Annotated in this window: 18 protein-coding genes; 4 read left to right on the plus strand and 14 right to left on the minus strand. The window is 39.2% G+C overall.

Features of this window, described 5'->3' with window-relative positions:
• Positions 1-67: 67 nt before the first annotated feature.
• From bioD to trpE, 14 genes are all read right to left on the minus strand, one after another.
• Positions 68-739, minus strand: a complete 672-nt coding sequence (gene bioD / locus A8B79_RS01135) for a dethiobiotin synthase (protein WP_235603515.1) — start codon at positions 737-739, stop codon at positions 68-70.
• Positions 700-1,512, minus strand: a complete 813-nt coding sequence (locus A8B79_RS01140) for a methyltransferase (protein WP_066216958.1) — start codon at positions 1,510-1,512, stop codon at positions 700-702. The genes bioD and A8B79_RS01140 overlap by 40 nt, the downstream gene beginning before the upstream one ends.
• Positions 1,496-2,194, minus strand: coding sequence for a hypothetical protein (locus tag A8B79_RS01145; protein ID WP_066216961.1), 699 nt, complete (start codon positions 2,192-2,194; stop codon positions 1,496-1,498). The genes A8B79_RS01140 and A8B79_RS01145 overlap by 17 nt, the downstream gene beginning before the upstream one ends.
• On the minus strand, positions 2,179-3,354 hold the full coding sequence (gene bioF / locus A8B79_RS01150; RefSeq protein WP_066216964.1) for an 8-amino-7-oxononanoate synthase: 1,176 nt from the start codon (positions 3,352-3,354) through the stop codon (positions 2,179-2,181). The genes A8B79_RS01145 and bioF overlap by 16 nt, the downstream gene beginning before the upstream one ends.
• Positions 3,355-4,443, minus strand: coding sequence for a DUF4837 family protein (locus A8B79_RS01155; protein ID WP_066216967.1), 1,089 nt, complete (start codon positions 4,441-4,443; stop codon positions 3,355-3,357). It abuts the gene before it with no gap.
• Between the two features lie 10 nt (positions 4,444-4,453).
• On the minus strand, positions 4,454-5,251 hold the full coding sequence (gene trpA, locus A8B79_RS01160) for a tryptophan synthase subunit alpha (protein WP_066216970.1): 798 nt from the start codon (positions 5,249-5,251) through the stop codon (positions 4,454-4,456).
• Between the two features lie 300 nt (positions 5,252-5,551).
• The gene (gene trpB / locus A8B79_RS01165; RefSeq protein WP_066216973.1) at positions 5,552-6,754 is read right to left on the minus strand and encodes a tryptophan synthase subunit beta; all 1,203 of its coding nucleotides are present in this window, start codon (positions 6,752-6,754) and stop codon (positions 5,552-5,554) included.
• A gap of 169 nt (positions 6,755-6,923) precedes the next feature.
• The gene (locus A8B79_RS01170) at positions 6,924-7,562 is read right to left on the minus strand and encodes a phosphoribosylanthranilate isomerase (protein WP_066216976.1); all 639 of its coding nucleotides are present in this window, start codon (positions 7,560-7,562) and stop codon (positions 6,924-6,926) included.
• The gene (locus A8B79_RS01175; protein ID WP_066216980.1) at positions 7,555-7,923 is read right to left on the minus strand and encodes a DUF6980 family protein; all 369 of its coding nucleotides are present in this window, start codon (positions 7,921-7,923) and stop codon (positions 7,555-7,557) included. Before A8B79_RS01175 ends, A8B79_RS01170 begins: the two co-directional genes overlap by 8 nt.
• Positions 7,923-8,735: an indole-3-glycerol phosphate synthase TrpC gene (gene trpC / locus A8B79_RS01180; protein WP_066216983.1), complete on the minus strand. Its 813-nt coding sequence runs from the start codon at positions 8,733-8,735 to the stop codon at positions 7,923-7,925. The genes A8B79_RS01175 and trpC overlap by 1 nt, the downstream gene beginning before the upstream one ends.
• Positions 8,735-9,775 carry an anthranilate phosphoribosyltransferase gene (gene trpD, locus A8B79_RS01185; RefSeq protein ID WP_066216989.1) on the minus strand — a complete coding sequence of 347 codons (1,041 nt, stop codon included), beginning with the start codon at positions 9,773-9,775 and terminating at the stop codon, positions 8,735-8,737. Before trpD ends, trpC begins: the two co-directional genes overlap by 1 nt.
• Positions 9,772-10,335: an anthranilate synthase component II gene (locus A8B79_RS01190; RefSeq protein WP_066216993.1), complete on the minus strand. Its 564-nt coding sequence runs from the start codon at positions 10,333-10,335 to the stop codon at positions 9,772-9,774. Before A8B79_RS01190 ends, trpD begins: the two co-directional genes overlap by 4 nt.
• A 96-nt stretch (positions 10,336-10,431) precedes the next feature.
• On the minus strand, positions 10,432-11,415 hold the full coding sequence (trpS, locus tag A8B79_RS01195) for a tryptophan--tRNA ligase (RefSeq protein ID WP_066216996.1): 984 nt from the start codon (positions 11,413-11,415) through the stop codon (positions 10,432-10,434).
• The gene (trpE, locus tag A8B79_RS01200) at positions 11,412-12,872 is read right to left on the minus strand and encodes an anthranilate synthase component I (protein WP_066216999.1); all 1,461 of its coding nucleotides are present in this window, start codon (positions 12,870-12,872) and stop codon (positions 11,412-11,414) included. The genes trpS and trpE overlap by 4 nt, the downstream gene beginning before the upstream one ends.
• Before the next feature lie 384 nt (positions 12,873-13,256).
• On the opposite strand from trpE, the gene A8B79_RS01205 reads away from it, so the two are divergent.
• From A8B79_RS01205 to A8B79_RS01220, 4 genes are read left to right on the plus strand one after another with little or no spacing between them, the layout of a single operon-like run.
• A complete protein-coding gene (locus A8B79_RS01205; protein WP_066217002.1) occupies positions 13,257-14,084 on the plus strand; it encodes a hypothetical protein in 828 nt (275 codons plus the stop codon).
• Positions 14,077-15,675 carry a FlgD immunoglobulin-like domain containing protein gene (locus A8B79_RS01210; RefSeq protein ID WP_066217005.1) on the plus strand — a complete coding sequence of 533 codons (1,599 nt, stop codon included), beginning with the start codon at positions 14,077-14,079 and terminating at the stop codon, positions 15,673-15,675. The genes A8B79_RS01205 and A8B79_RS01210 overlap by 8 nt, the downstream gene beginning before the upstream one ends.
• 1 nt (position 15,676) lies before the next feature.
• Positions 15,677-16,702, plus strand: coding sequence for a hypothetical protein (locus A8B79_RS01215; RefSeq protein WP_066217010.1), 1,026 nt, complete (start codon positions 15,677-15,679; stop codon positions 16,700-16,702).
• Positions 16,699-17,643, plus strand: coding sequence for a PorV/PorQ family protein (locus A8B79_RS01220; protein ID WP_066217017.1), 945 nt, complete (start codon positions 16,699-16,701; stop codon positions 17,641-17,643). The genes A8B79_RS01215 and A8B79_RS01220 overlap by 4 nt, the downstream gene beginning before the upstream one ends.
• Positions 17,644-17,654 lie beyond the last annotated feature (11 nt).

Below are 17,654 nucleotides of genomic sequence, written 5' to 3' on the forward strand. Positions count from 1 at the left end.
TCTAAACTTCTCTTTGATAGCAATTTTTAGATATCTCGCTCCGCTCGATATGACAAAAGCAAAATTCTTAATTCTTAATTCTTAATTGAAAGTTTTGATTAAAAGCTTTTTTCAATGATTCAGAGTCAACATTTTGAAGAGTTTCGATCTCGAATACATCAATGTCTCCAAAACGCTCAATCGTTTCTTTGTTGGATGGATGTTTTTCTCCGTTAAGGACTACTGCAAAGACTTCTATGTTTCGATCTTTGAGTGCTTTCAGTGATAATAATGTGTGATTCAATGTTCCAAGACTGCTTCTTGCCACCAGTAAAACGGGGATATTCAACTGCTCGATCATATCTAAAACGGTGTGTTCCCAGTTTATCGGCACGATCAATCCACCGGCTCCTTCTACGATCATATGCTTTGTTTCATATTCAGGCAATTCGAAATCGTTCAGTGAGATCTTAACTCCGTCGATATCAGCAGCGGCATGTGGACTCATCGGCGTTTCCAATCGGTATCTCTCCGGGAATATCCATGAGGGATCAGCTTTCGAAACTCTTTGTACAAATTCAGTATCGGTTTCTTCATCCAGTCCTGCCTGAATCGGTTTCCAGTAAGTTGCATCCAAAGCAGACATCAGCATGCCTGAAACTAATGTTTTACCAATTCCGGTGTCTGTTCCTGTTACAAAAAATTCTTTCGGAAATTCCATCACATATCTTTTTTGGCAGCCAAATAGACCACGTGCCATTTAACCTTGATTTCATTGGAAACTTTCTCATCCCAAAACTTAGTTAACAGCTTTAATTGCTTAGCAGTTAATTGCTTACCTGTTTTAGATTTACGAACTCCGATCTCTTTCAGGTGCTTGAAAAAAGCCATAGAGTTATCAAATTCCTGGAACAGATCGTTCTCGTAATAATCAACCTGAACAGGATTCATCGACAGCTTTATCACCACCTCTTCCACATCAGGAAATGCATTGGCTGTAAATGGCAAACCCAGTTCCAAACAGTTGGAATACCATTCTGAAAAAGTATGATTTCCGGGGAATGTGCAGAGCAGAAGTCCGCCCGGAACAAGCAATTCACTTAGTTTTTCTAAACCCATGGAAGTGTCTTTAAACCACTGAGCGGCAAAATTACTTACGATGAGACTGTATTTGGGTTCGGTTTCAGAGATTTCATCCACATTCAAAGTGTTGAAAGAGACCGAATCGTTTAGTAAACCTTTCTTCCCTAACTGATTCTTACAAAACGACACCATTCCCGCAGCCAAATCAGTAATGAGCTTATTCCGATCCGGAAATTCTTTGATGATCTGTTCCGATAAAAAGCCTGTACCACAACCAACTTCCAGAATATCTCCGGCAGGTAGTGTGTCTTTCCAGGGCAAGAGCGACGAAATGAGTCCATCAGCTACTTTTTGCTGGATCTCAGCTTTCTGATGATACTGTTCAGCAGCTTCAGAGAAGGTTTCGGCAATACTTTTTGATGAAATAGTTTGTTCAGCGGTTATTTTCATAGCGCTCAAAAATAGGAATGATTGAGCACAGATACGACCAACAATCTTTCGGATTTATGAATGGCAATGCGTGACCTTCATTCTCAAAGATCTTTACGGATTTCTTATTATAATGGCCGTCAAGCATGTTTTCTCCCCTAGGCTCTAAAAGGATCTTGTCTTCTGCACTGTCGATGGCAACCATGGTGGAACCAAAATCCAGATCGATGAGCGGAAATCGAGTGCCTCTGAGTGCCTTTAGATCTTCTAACAGCAGTTCTTTGTTAAGACCTGAAGGTATCTCCGATTTGAATTCAGAAGGGTGAAAACAGTTTCTATAAAAACTCTTCAGAACGTGTTCTGGATCTGCATCAAAGCCTTTGATCATGGCTTCCAACCCTTTTTCGGAGACAGATTTAAGCTTTTCATCACTTGGATGGAAATCACCAAAACCGTTAAATATCACCAGCAGATCTGCTTTACTAAGCACCGCTGAATTACTCCAATGCAGTCCGTATGAATGCGTAAAAACCACTCTGAATTTTGTATCTGCATCAAATCTTGGATAAAACGGCTTTCCGAAATAGCCCCGGTTGGCAGGTTTTAAAGGAATGTCATCCGGAATTACGGAAGCTAAGTTGTTCCAAAAATCAGCATTAATTCCCCACCCATGATAGGCCAATATTTCTACTTTCTTTTCCAATCAGCCAATTCCTTTAAGAGTTTACCCAGATGTTCTTTTGTGTGCTTTACTGAAAGTGTGATCCGAAGTCTTGAAGCATCTTTTTCCACCGTAGGTGGACGGATAGATGAAACCCATAATCCTTTTTCTTTCAATTGATTAGACAATTCAATTGTCTCCTGTTCATCCCCAATAATGACCGGAATAATTTGGCTGTCTGAAGCAGCAGTATCGAATCCAAGCTTTTGAATTTCAGCCCTAGCATACTCTACATTATTCATCAACTGAGTTCTTTCCTGATCCATTTCGGGAATCAGATCCAGAGCAGCATCAATAGCTCCAATTACATTTGGTGGTAGTGAAGTCGAATAAATAAATCCACCTGCAAAGTTGATCAGATAGTCTTTCATTTCTTTTGAGCAAAGAGCAAAAGCACCAAACGAACCAAAAGCTTTTCCAAAAGTACCCAGAGAAATATCTACTCCCTCCTTTCCATAATTCAAGCCCAGTCCTTTTTCTCCAAGCACTCCAACGGCATGAGCATCATCAGAATAAAGTAAAGCATTATACTTTTCAGAAATCTCAATCAACCGATCGATATCATTTCGATCTCCATCCATACTGAAAACCGTTTCTGAAACGATCCAAATTCGATTGTAACGAACTCTGTCTGTATTCTTGATTAGTTCCTCAAGACCATCATAGCTGTTGTGCTCAAAGCGTTTAAAAGTAGCCCTGCTGAGCAATGCGCCCTGAATCAAGCTGTTATGAATTTTCTTATCAGCAAGTATCAAAGAATTTCTGTCTGCTAATGCGGGAAGGATACTGGTATTAGCCTGAAATCCTGAATTGAAAAGAATTGCGGCTTCGCTTTGGAATATCCTTGCCAGTTTTTCTTCAAGTCCAGTGTGAATATTTAAATTACCTGTAACTAATCTTGAAGCACCCGATCCAACCCCGAACTTGACAGCAAACTCGTTAGACCTTTTAATTAATTCCGGATGAGAGCTTAGTCCTAAATAGTCATTAGACGAAAAATTGATGTATTCATCCCCTTCAAATCGAATGTTTACTGAAGACAAACCGGCATCAAGATCAGATAAGGATCTAAAGCGATGCTCTGATTTTCTTTTATTCAGAGCATCGGTAATGAAATCTGACTTGTTGTCTTTTTTTACCAATCAACTGTTCGTCTGATTCCAGGTTGAATCACTTTCAAACGTTCTTCCCATTGCTCTGAACTGACGAATAAAAGGAAGCTTCTTTCGTACCGAAGGAGCAAACTGAGAATATTCGATCATAAACAATCTGTTTGTAGCGGGATCGTAGTAGGTAAAATTCACAAACGGTCCGCCCATAGCGGCATTCTCCATTGTCCACCAGCCTTGTGTTTCATAAGCCAGATAACGGCCTTTCTGAAAACTGTTCATTCTCATCTGAATTCGGTCGTTGTATTCTGTGGTAACAAATTTATTCTCTGTACTTCCCTTAATGTATTGTTGATTCAATGAATCTCTGGTTGCATTGATCCAGTCCGAATCAAGGAAATTAATATCGGTTACATCGTCTTTCCACCAAACCCAGAACCAACGATCGTTGATCTCCAGATTTCTTCTGAAAGAAATAAAGTCTGTTGTGTCAATTCTCGCTACATAATCGTGCTGAACTCTCACTTTAAATCCGTGATTGATCCACATGGAATCCGAATATTGAGTTTGTTCTTTCTTCTCATACACGTCGTATGTCCATCTGCTTAACTCGCGTTCCAGAATATCAGCCATTAAAGATCGCTCTGAGTTTATGATCTTTTCAGCAAGTGCTGAATCAGAAGTCGAGCTTAGTATCAATGCGTACTGATCTTTATACCACTGATCTTTGATTGGAAATGCAAAGCTTTGACCGCTTCGCACCCTTTCTTCAACTCCGGCGTCTAAGAAACCACGGATTGCTCTGGAAACATCTGTAGTATCATCCAAAGCACCGGCAAAGATCACATTTTTCATTCCTTTTAATCGATCCAATTGCGAATTTGAGCGAATATCTGTGAACGAAAGATTATAATTAACCTCAGGATTCAGCATATGAAACTGATATTTCCCGTAAGTAGCACGGATAGCCTCTGCTGTTTTACTGTCGAAATGGGCTGAATCCATTACAACAATTACTTCATTAATGGATCCCTGTGCTCTGGATCTGAAATCACCGTCACAAGCAGACAGTATTGTTGCAGCTATACATGTAAATAGAAAAACTGTTTTTCTTAAAGACATAGTCAATTTTTTAGTTTCCGAATTTTAATGAGTAAACCAAAGAATAAAGATCTTGTTTCCATTCAGGTTTAGGATACGAATTTTTGATGGTATTAATTAATGCACTTCCAACTATGAATCCATCGGCATTTGATGCGATACGCTTGGCGTCTTCATGAGATTTTATCCCGAAGCCTACCATTACCGGATTACCGATAATATTTTCGCGTACACGTTCTATAAACTTATCCACTGAATCAGACACCTCCTTTCCGTCCCTGGCTCCTGTAACGCCCGTTACTGACACACAGTATACAAAGCCAGATGATTTGGAATCAGCGAGTTTCATGCGGATATCTGAGCTATTGGGAGCAACTAAATGGATCAGCGGCAAATTGTTTGCTTCTGCATGCTCACGAATTATCTCATCTTCATCAACGGGAATGTCCGGTAAGATCAATCCATCCACGCCTGATCTTGATGCTTTCTCACAGAATTCCTGAACTCCGTATCGCAGAACAGGATTCATATATCCCATCAGGATGATCGGAATCTCAGATTTCTCCCTGATCTCGACTACCATTTCAAAGATCTTGTCGATGGTAATCCCATTTTTAATGGCGATATCACTGGAATACTGAATGGTCGGACCATCAGCTAAGGGATCGCTGAAAGGCATTCCCAGCTCTATCATATCCGCTCCGTTCTCTTCCATTCCTAAAACGATCTCAACGGTAGATTCAAGATCAGGATATCCGGCTGTAATGAATAAGCTCATAAGCTTTTCATCAGCTGCTTTTTCGTTAAACTTTTGTGTAATTCTATTCATTTGCTGCTTTTGATGCCAGCGAAAACCTGAAGGATATCGCTTGTTTAAATTTTTACTCTTCCGTCATTCTGAGCGAAAGCGAAGAATCTGCAAGATTAATCACTGTGTAGATCCTTCTCCCGAAGTTTCGGGATCAGGATGACTTTTCTTAATTAATATTTTTAGTGCTTTTGTGTAATTATGTTCAGCTAAAGTTAAATTTTGTCATTTCGAACGGATGTGAGAAATCTGAATATCTTTATTAAAGGAAATCTTTAGATATCTCTCCCGAATTCTCGGGATCGATATGACAGCAAATTGTTATAAATTCTCTGATATTGTTCCCATATCCTTATCACCTCTGCCCGAACAGTTTACAATAACCACCTGATCTTCCGTTGTAGTTGAAATCAGGTTTTCTAACCAAGCAAAAGCATGGGCTGTTTCCAGTGCCGGAATAATTCCTTCTTTCTTGGACAGCAACTTCACTGCTTCCATAGCTTCATCATCAGTTACAGCATTATAACTTACTCTTCCGGTATCGAATAAGTGAGAATGCTCCGGTCCAATTCCCGGATAATCCAATCCTGCACTTATGGAATGAGCCAGTTCTATCTGACCGTTTTTATCGTGAAGCAAATAACTCATGGAACCGTGTAGAATTCCGGGAGTTCCTTTTGTTAGTGTTGCGGCTGTCTTACCGGAATCCACTCCAAATCCGGCAGCTTCTATCCCGATAATATTCACTGATTCATCTTCAATAAACGGATAAAAGAATCCCATAGCGTTTGATCCTCCGCCCACACAAGCAATCAAGTAATCCGGAAGCTTTCCTTCTGCTTCCATGATCTGTCGTTTCGTTTCATCGCCAATAACACGGTGAAAGTTTCTAACCATCATCGGGTAAGGATGAGGTCCAACCACAGATCCAATGATATAAAAAGTATCTTCTACATTGGTCACCCAATCCCGAATTGCTTCATTTGTTGCATCTTTAAGGGTTTTAGAACCACTTTCCACACTTCTGACCTCAGCTCCAAGTAAATGCATTCGGTCTACATTCAACTTTTGTCGAACCATGTCTTCAGCGCCCATATAAACCACACATTCAAGACCAAACTTAGCGCAGGCAGTCGCTGTTGCAACACCATGCTGTCCCGCTCCTGTTTCAGCTATAATGCGTTTCTTACCCATTCTCTGAGCTAAAAGCACTTGACCGATCGCATTGTTGATCTTATGCGCTCCGGTATGACAAAGATCTTCTCTTTTCATATAGATCCGGGCTTTTCCGTAGTGCTCCGTTAACCTGTTTGCGAAAGTTAGCTTCGTAGGTCTGCCCACATATTCATCAAGCAGTTCATTTAATTGTGAATTAAACGATGGGTCTTTACTAGCACGCTCATATTCTTCTTCTAAAGCTCTTACAGCTGGAATAAGTATTTCGGGTACAAACTTACCGCCGTATTGCCCGAAATAGCCTCTTGTGTCAGGTTGTTGGTATTTAATTTTGGTTTGTTCAGTCATTGTTAAATTAATTTGTCATGTCGATTGATTCCGATGCAATCGGAAGATTGAGACATCTAAAATTTATTTTGCTTTTTCTAAGTCTGTAAGATTTCTCGGTCATACTGACTACGTCAGTTTCATCTCGAAATGACAAGAAAAGCTATTAATTCTTTGATCTATATTCATCCTAAATCAGCTCTACAGGTTTAACTGCATTCACAAAGATTTCCATTTTTTCGAGATCTTTTAAACCCGGTTCTTCTTCAATACTGCTTGAAATATCCACTGCATAAGGATCAAGTGTTTCAACAGCTGTTTTCACATTATCTGAATTTAAACCACCGGATAAGAAAAATGGTTTTGAAGTCAGGTCTTTAACGATATCCCAATCGAAAGTCTTGCCCGTTCCTCCCCATTGATCTCCAACTTTGGTATCAAACAAAAAGAAATCGACTACATCGTTATACTGATCGACCTTTTCCTGCAAAGATTTCTTTGTGGAATCCAGAGTAATATGAATGGCTTTAATGATCGGCTTTTCGATCAATTCACAATATTCGGGAGTTTCATTTCCATGAAGCTGAACCAGATCCAATCCTGTTTCTTTGGCTGTGGCATTTACTTCATCAAGCGGTTGGTTGACAAACACTCCCACTTTCTCAGGACCTTCCAGCCAATTGATAATAGCTCCAGCTTTAGCAGGTTCAATGTAACGTGGACTTTTATCGTAAAATATGAATCCCAAATAGTCCACAAACAACCCGGAAGCAAACCTACCGTCTTCGAGATTGGTGATTCCACATATTTTTATTTTTGTATCACTCATCAGTTTTTAAGTTTGATCCACACCATGGACAAAATTTTATCTTAACTACGGAGCCTCCTCCATCTTGAACAGGAATTCCATAAGTACCATCCTCCCACTTATGCATTATAACATCATGATTTCCATGATCGATCTCCCCATTATCATCATAACTTAGAAAAATGTGGTTTGCCATGGTTATACAGCAATAATTACTGTAATCAAATCCTGCAGCTTCCAAATTTGACTTAACGGCCCAATCATGAAATTCTTTATTTTCCTGCATTGCTTCAGTGTATTCACTGAAATCACTCATTTCCAAGTTATTCCAATCAGATGCTGAATATTTATCATGAAGTTTTTTGAATCTATCGAAATCCATCAAATGATTTCCTTTTCCATTTCTCTTTCTGCTGACTCAAGCAATTTCCGCACTGCATCTCCGGGATCATTCTGTCTCATAAAATATTCACCGATCAAAGCGGAGTTAATTCCTTCTTTTCTCAATAGAACCATATCCTCTCCGGAGGATAAACCGCTTTCTGATACCAAAATCGTTTCTTCCGGTGCTTGCTGAAGGATGCTGATCCCACGATGCACATCTACTTCAAAATTCTTTAAGTCTCTATTATTAACACCCAGAATCTCTACCTGGCTAAAGTCTAACCTGTCAAAGTCTGTCTGATCATAACATTCAACCAAAGCTGATAATTCGAATTCTTTTGCTGCTGCAAGTAACTCATTCAATTGACTTCCATCTGTAATCGCAACAATGATCAAAACGGCATCTGCGCCATAAGCTCTTGCTTCTTTGATCTGAAACGGATCAATAATGAAATCTTTTCTAAGTAATGGAAGTTGAACTCGTTTTGAAATCGCATTCAAATACTCCAGATCTCCCATAAAAAATGGTTTATCTGTTAATACAGAAATCGCTGAAGCTCCACCCTCTTCGTATCTGAGGGCAATATCGAGAGGGTCAAAATCTTTTCGGATCACTCCTTTTGATGGTGAGCCTTTCTTTACTTCTGCTATGATAGAAACTTCATCTTTTTTCTGTAATGCAGATTTAAAATCGATGCGTTTCTTTTCGAATCCTTCCAGAGAATGCAGATCATTAAAACTGATCTCTTTTTTCCTTTTGATAAGATCTTCAGAAGTTTGAGCTACTATTTTATCCAGAATAGTTGACATCAGTACTTAAATACTCCCATTGCATCGTTTGTTGCATCAATAAAGTTATTGAATAATTTTCGTGCATTTCCAGATTCCAGACTATCAACCGCTTTCTTTTTGGCTTCCTGAAGTGAATTCACCAATCCGGATGCTTTGATTGCAAAAGTAGCATTTATCAACACGATATCTTTCTGTGCATCTGTGCATTTGTTTGCCAGAATCTTTTTAAGAATAGATGAATTCTTTTCAGCATCACCGCCCATCAATTGTTCCATTTCATAGGTTTTAAAGCCCAATGATGTTGGATCAAATCTGTATGAATCCGATACCTTTTTATTCTCAAGTTCAAAAACGGTAGAATTACCTGTGATGCTAACTTCATCCAAGCCGTCATCTGCATTAAAGGTATAAGCGAATTCTGTATCAAGATTTGACAGTATTGAAGCCATTTTACCTGCAACCTCTGTATTGAAAGCACCGATCACATATTTTTGAACTCCGGCAGGATTAGCCATCGGTCCCAGAATATTGAAGAACGTACGAAATCCCAGTTGTCGTCGTGTGGGCATCACATATTTCATAGCGGGATGAAACATCGGAGCAAACATAAAAGCCATTCCAACTTCACTATAAACCTGTTCTACACCTTCTTTACCAAGTTCAATTGCAGCTCCCAGATGCTCCAGAACATCCGCACTACCGCATTTACTGGATGCACTTCGGTTTCCATGCTTGATAACGGGAACTCCTGCTCCGGCAACTACAAAACTGGCTGCTGTTGAAATATTGAATGTTCCTGATTTATCTCCACCTGTTCCAACAAGATCGATAGCATTTGTGACGTCCACATCTACTTTAACAGACTTGTCGCGCATCACTTTAACGAAAGCAGTTAGCTCGTCAACAGTTTCGCCTTTCATTCTCATTGCGGTTAGAAAAGAAGCTATTTGTTCTTCGGGAACTTCACCTTCCATGATCTGAGTCAGCGCCCAACCTGCTTCGATCAGCGTTAGGTCTTCTGAAAATGAAAGTTTGTTTAAAATACTTTTGAATGTCATGATTGTGTTAACCAGTTGGTTATCATTTTTGGTCCTTCAGTGGTTAGAATACTTTCGGGATGGAATTGAATGCCTTCGATCGGATATTCTTTGTGTCGAACTCCCATAATTACATCTTCAGATCTTGCAGTTATTTCCAATACTTCCGGTATAGAATCAGGTGCTAAAACCAAGGAATGATATCGTGTTGCTGTACAGTTCTGAGTGATATCTTTGAAGATATTTTTACCGTTATGTTCAACCTGTGAAACCTTGCCGTGCATTAGTTTAGGAGCGTAATCTACTTTTGCTCCGAATACCTCACCTATGGCTTGATGTCCTAAGCAAACTCCCAGGATCGGAGTGGTTTTACCAAGCTCCTGAATAATTTGTTTGCTTACTCCCGCATTATCAGGTCTTCCCGGTCCGGGAGAGATCAATATCTTAGAAGGATCCAGTCCTTTGATCTGATCAAGAGTAAGCTCGTCATTGCGAATTACTTTATAATCATTAGTTACCGCAGCAACTAAGTGAACCAGATTATAAGTGAATGAATCGTAGTTGTCTATAATTAAGATCACTGAATAGTCCCGTTAATTTTACCTTTACGACACACCCCTGAATCCCCTCTCAAGAGGGGACTTTTTAATAACCTATATGAATAATTGTTCGTCATCTTAAAAACTCCTGATAATTCCACATGCTTCACGAATTGGCTCCATTACGGATTCTGCTCTTTCTCTGGCCTTATTTCCACCTTCCCGAAGAACATCTTTCACATAATCCAGATCTTTTTCCAGTTCTTTACGTTTTTCGTGGGCATTACCAAAATAGCTTTCTATCATTTCAAGTAGTTCCAGTTTAGCATGACCATATCCGAAACCTCCTGCTCTGTACTTTTCAGCTATTTCATCTTGTTTCGCTTTGTCACCAAACAGCTTGATCAGTGCAAAAACGTTATCAGTATCCGGATCTTTCGGCTCTTCTAATCCTTTTGAGTCCGTTTCAATAGACATAACTACTTTTTTGAGCTGTTTACCTTCCGCAAATAACGGAATGGTGTTCTTATAGCTCTTGCTCATTTTTCGACCATCGGTTCCGGGAACTACGGCTACCGATTTTAGGATATGGTCTTCAGGTATTTTTAAAAGCTCGGAATCATATGCTCTGTTCAATTTTCCGGCAAGATCTCTGGCTATTTCGATATTCTGTTTTTGATCTTCTCCCACCGGCACTACATCAGAATGATAAATAAGTATATCCGCAGCTTGTAAGATCGGATAAGTAAACAAACCGATATTCGGATTTAATCCTGCAGCGATCTTATCCTTATATGAAACTCCCTTTTCCATCAAACTAACCGGACAAAGTGTTCCCAATATCCATGCAAGCTCAGTAACCTGAGGAACATCTGACTGAGCAAAGAACGTTGCTTTCTCCGGATCTAAACCCAAAGCCAGATAATCTAGAGTTACATCAATTGTATTTTGGTATAGTTGTTTGCCATCATTAAGCGATGTAAGGGAGTGAAAATTGGCAATAAAGTAAAAGGCATCACCTTTATCCTGCATTTCTATATGTTGCCTCATTGCTCCAAAGTAGTTTCCGATATGGAGTTTTCCCGAAGGCTGTATTCCTGATAAAATAGTTTTTTTGCTCATTCTATATCTAATGCTACGCTAAGAGCTTGAACTAATGCTCCTGCTTTGTTCTGTGTTTCTTCAAATTCTTTATCGGGATCACTGTCTGCCACTATCCCTGCTCCTGCCTGAATATAAACTTTGTTGCCGGTAACAACCATCGTTCTTATGGCAATACATGTATCCATATTTCCGGAGAAGTCAAAGTAGCCTACAGCTCCGGCATAAATACCTCTTTTGGTCGGTTCTAATTCATCAATGATCTGCATGGCTCTGATCTTTGGAGCTCCGCTTACCGTTCCTGCCGGAAAACATTGCATCAATGCTTCCACTGAAGATCGGTCCTCTGAGATCTCACCCACAACATCACTTACTATATGCATCACATGAGAATATCGCTCTACAACCTGATTACGTTCCATTTTAACCGTTCCCGGTTTTGACACTCTGGACAGATCATTTCTACCCAGATCTACCAGCATAATATGTTCAGCTACTTCTTTGGGATCGTTTTTCAGATCGATCTCCAGTTCCAGATCTTCTTCATGTGTTTTGCCTCGTGGACGTGTTCCTGCAATCGGTAGAAGTCTCACTTCCTTGTCCTGAACTCTCACCAATACTTCAGGAGACGACCCAACGATCTGGAATTCATCGAAATCTAAATAGAATAAATACGGTGACGGATTTACCATTCTCAACGCGCGATAAAGCATGAAAGAATCACCACTCATATTGGCTTCAAATCTTTGTGACAACACTACCTGAAAAATATCCCCTTCGTAGATGTGATCCTTAGCTTTGGACACCATCGCATTGAATTGCTCTCTTTCAATATTGCTTTCCAGTGAGCCCGGGTCAATTGTAAATTCTCTTCGTTGATATTTCGCTGACATTGCAGCTTTTTCCATCTCATCCAGAGAGACCTGAGCAGATTCATAAAGTGCTTCAGGATCAGAATTCTCATCTGTAAATACCGTTTTGATCAGGATCACCTGATGCTTTACATGATCAAAAGCATAAATTTCATCATAGAAACACCAAATGCCTTCCGGAAGATCCAGATCATCCTTTGGGACATTCGGCAGATCCTCCACCAGCCTAAAAGTATCATAAGCTGAAAAACCTACCGCTCCACCTGTTAATCGTGGCAGTTCAGGTATCTTTGGCTCTGTATATTTCGTTGTTTGATATTTAAGTTCTTCAAAATACGGGCGGTCTATTTCAACACTGCCATCTTTATTTTTTAACGAAGTGATCGATCCATCAAAATGAAGAGTCTGATAGGGATTTCTCCCAATAAATGAATAACGAGCAAGTTGCTCTCCCCCTTCAACCGATTCCAGCAAAAAAGGATTTCGTGCTCCTTCCCTGATATTCATAAACAAAGAAACCGGTGTAAGTACATCTGCCAGTAATCTCTTATAAACAGGTATCGCTGAGTAGTTTTTACTAAGTTCTAAAAATTGTTGTTTGTTCATGTATTTATTGAAGCCACGAAAACTCAAAAACACTAAAATTTATGCATTCGTGCTTCTGTGGCAAAACTTAAGGTCAAAAAAAAACCCACTCTTCCGTAGGAACAGTGGGTGTATGTAATTTCTTAGTTAAAAATCTTTATGCAACAATCCCACTGCTTATGTAAGCGTTGGGCCACCACCAAGTGTTATGTAGTTGCTTTTTTAACATGGCTGAAAATATAGCAGGGTAAGAATTTAATAGCAACGATTATTCAAAGAAATAAACTTTCAATATTTAAGTTGCTATCTAAACAATGAATTCCTAATATTTACGTGAACCAAAAAAACATCGCCTATTTAGTATCGTTACAATATTTCTTCACCTAAAATTTAAACGCGATCTTTTTGTCTTCTAAATTCTATTCTCTGGTTCTGCTTGCTTTGGTTTGGACTGTGTTTGCTTCTTGCGATGACGCCCTTACTCCCAAAGATTTCGATGAACAACAACCTTATGTTCAAAATCTGGTAGTTAATCCTTCCACTATTTCATTTGATCCTGAAACAGACGGACAGAAAGATACTACTCTTACTTTAGACGTTACCGTATATGGATTTAATTTTGAAGTAGATTCAGTTCCTTATTATTCTGTCTTTCTGGGTGATGATGAGAATCCGATTCTTCAGGATAAATTTCTAGTAAACTTCAGCCCTATAACTACGTTTCAAGCCAGTATTCCAATTGAAACTAATACAATAGATTTTGAAACATATACTCTGTTGATCACGCCCTCGCTTGACGGTAACAACAAAAACTTTGCGCAGTCAATTATTCAACAGATCGGGGTTCCTATTAATCCACCGGAGATCATTGAAGTTAATAATCCGGAGGAAGTAGAAATCCCCTCAGGATCTAATGTAACAAGAGTTTTGTTTACAGCTAAAGTTTTTGATCCTGATGGTCAGGAAAACTTAGACAGAGTATTTATTGATTTTATTAATGAAGATGGTTCAATACTGACACCTGATCCTAATATTCTTCTGGATGATGGGGATAATTCAAGCTCAACTTCAAGCGGAGATGCCACTGCATCAGATTCTGTTTATACAATTCAGTTCTTTATCGATTCAAGTAATACACCAAATAACAGAACCGCAAGATATTATGCTTTGGATAAATCCGGATTAAGTTCTGATACTCTTACAACCACTTTTAATATTGTAGATAATGAGTAAGACTTTAAGTTTTATCATAGCCTTTTTGTTTTTATCTGTAGAAGTCTTTTCTCAGAATGTCTATCAGGTTGACTCCCCTTTTAACAGTATAAGTCAGAATGGAGTATCCAATATTCTTGGAGCGGGAGATACTTTATGGATCAGTCCATCTTTAAATTACAACGTTTCTAACAATATTGACTGGTTACAACCTTCCGGAATAGACAGCATTACAGACGGAGACGGTAGAATTTTTTCTATGGATATTTCCGGAACCAATTTTGCAGTCGGTTTAGGTTTTAGTATCGATCTTAATGGAGATCCCATATCATCAGGCTTCGGATTTTATTTTTCCTCAGACAATGGTACAAACTGGCAATTTCAGGATTTCCCGCTCGACAGCAAACCATCAGACAGCTGTGATGATGATTCCATTCCTTATACAGGAGGTTGTGATATTGTATTTACTTATGGAGGTACTCAATATTTCAGGATCAGGAACACAGTTCGGCAACAATCTCCTCCTTTTGATATTCAAATAAAATCTGACACAGTCTTTGCAGCCGTTTGGGGTTCAGGTTTATTGAAAAGCACAAACAGAGGATCAACTTGGGATAAAGTCATCCTACCTCCTTCCGGTGTTCGTTCATTAACTCCCGAAAACTCTTATTCCTGGTCCTCAAATTATCAGAATACAACTATTAATCGATATGACGCTCGTTCAGATCTAAATTTGCTTGGCTTTGGTTTGCATTTAGATTCATCGAATAATGTCTGGTTTGGATCAGCCAATGGAATTAATTTTTCTTCTGATGCTTACACTACTTCAACAGACAGTATCTCTTGGAAACATGTAAATTTCGATAACAGCAATGACGGATTGCTCGGTAACTGGGTAATTGAGATTGAAGAAGATCCGGCAACCAATACTATTTGGATAACCAACTGGATCACAGATGCGTCCAATGGCGAACAATTCGGTATCGTTTCAACTTCAGATAATGCAGAGACTTTTCGTCAGCATCTGATCGGAGAAAAGATCAACAGTATTGGTTTCAAAGACGGTGCCGTGTTCGCTGCCGGTGACAACGGATTATTTATATCTACCAATAATGGAAACAGCTGGAGTAAATTCCCACAGATCCGAAGTGCCAATACTTTTCTTAAAGAAAACACGGAGTTTCTTTCTGTTGGTTCTACTACAGACAGAGTTTGGATCGGAACAACCGATGGACTTGCTTCGTCTGACGATCTTGGCCAAACTTGGGAAATCACACGCATTAATTTCCCGCTCAGCGGAGGCAATGCTTTTGATCCCGATGCTAAGACCGTTCAAACATATGCTTATCCGAATCCCTTCTCTCCTTCATTACATGATCTGGTGAGAATTAAATACGAGCTAAAAGAAAGCGGAACGGTAAATATCAGAGTATTTGATTTTGGAATGAATTTAGTTCGTGAAATCGAAAACGATACTTTTTCTGCAGGCACTTATGAAGCTGTTTGGGATGGCGTGGATAATTCAGGAAGGAAAGTTGCCAATGCTCCTTATATCTATATAATCGAAATGCCGGACCGAACCATTAACGGTAAAATTCTGGTGATCGAATAACATGAAATTAACTTCTTTAATATTATTCATTTTCATCACCACCGGAACTGTGTTTTCACAATCAGGTGGCTTTGCAGGAGCTTCACAACGGATCGGTTATGGTCCTGAAGCTTTAGCAATGAGCAATGCAATGACTGCTGTAACTACACAAGGTTCTAACGCTCACTATAATCCGGCTCATTCTGCCCTGTTCTTAACTCATATTCCTTTAAATTTATCGGTGTCTTCGATGAGTTATGACAGAATTCATCAAACTTTTGGAGCTGTATTTCAACTTCCACCTTCTGCCGGAGTTACTGTAGGCTTGCTACGTTCCGGGATAGATGAAATTGACGGTCGTACTGTAAGCGGTTATCCCAATGGAAGTTTTGATATATCAGAGTATCAATTATTTACCGCTTTTGGAATTCGTTTAAGCGAAAAGCTTAATGCCGGTTTTGGTTTTAAACTGAATTACGCCGATTACCATAAAGATCTGGATGCGGAAACTAGTGTTGGTATAGATCTTGGATTTCTTTACAAAATAAACAATCACGTCAATTTTGGATTTACTATTCAGGATATGTTTGCTGAATACAGATGGAATTCAGCTGATCTTTACAATCAAAATGAATCCCGAAATGTGATCAATAAATTCCCTACCCGCTTTAAATGGGGATTAGCTTATCAAAAAGAACAATACACTGTTTCAGCTGATTATGAAATTCAGGCTTTATCTTCCGAGGTGACGGAAGAAGAAATATTTATTTCCGGCGGACGTCCTGTTTTGATTTCTACCACTTCAGAACATAAAACAAATGTTCAGCAATTCAGATTTGGAGGTTCCTGGAATGTCCATGAGAGATTAACCCTTCGCGGAGGTTATAATTTACCTGACCTTTCTAACACTGACAGCTGGGGAGCAAGTAGTGGATTTTCGCTTTATCTTCCTTTTGATAAGTTTTCACCTTCAATAGGATATGCTTTTGTCCTTGAACCCAACAGAATTTCAAATATGCACGTTTTCTCTTTAAGCTTAAAATTATGAGAATTGGTTTAGTCCTTTTATTTCTTTTAGCTGCTATCAGCGTCAATGCTCAACAGACCAGTACGGGATTTCCTATGCTGGAAAATGCTCCCACCCCTTCAGGTTTAGCTATTGGTGAAGCCGGAGCTGCTGTCCCCATGGGATCTGCTTCTATTTATTTAAATCCGGCGTTATTGATATATAATTCTAACTCAACTATTGATCTTGGGTATTCCAGCTGGATCGATGAAAGTACTTATCTGTTTGGTGGTGCAAACTTTATTAATGGCAACAGAGCTTTTTCTGTTGGAATATACAGTTCTGGTGTGGGAGGTTTTGAGCAACGAGACAGACCGGGTGAACCAAACGGTGATTTTTCTTTGACTTATCTTTCATTAAGCGCTGCCTTAGCCTATGATTTCGATTTTATTTCTCTGGGATTAGGCGGACAATTTTTAAATGAGGAGAATGCTCAATATCAAGCCTCTGGATATGCATTTAACTTTGGAGCTGCCGGTAATTTCCTGGATTCTAAACTGAAAACAGGAATTTCTGTACTGAATATTGGTAAACTTGACGATCTGAATAATCAACCAACAGAGTTACCTGAATTACTACGTGCCGGTATTGCTTTGGATGTTTTCGAATATACTCACCCAAAGAATACTGATCTTCCTGTTTTAGTAAGTGTAGCTACTGACTTTGTAAAGCCTTTAAATAATCGCGAGAGCTTATCTTCCGGAGAACAAGAAAATGAACATTACTTCAACCTTGGATTGATCTTAAATGTTGCCGAAGTACTGGAAATTTCCGGTGGCTATAAAACCGGAGAAAGTACTGTTAAACCGATTTCTTTTGGAGTTGGTTTTATAACAGACCTTATTAAGATAAATTACGCTTTGGTTCCTTATGAAACAGGCTTCGGAACCTTACATTCAATTGGGTTACAATATAAATTTTAGACCATCTCTTT

Origin of the sequence: Balneola sp. EhC07 (assembly GCF_001650905.1) — a bacterium.
Classification (GTDB): Bacteria; Bacteroidota; Rhodothermia; order Balneolales; family Balneolaceae; genus Balneola.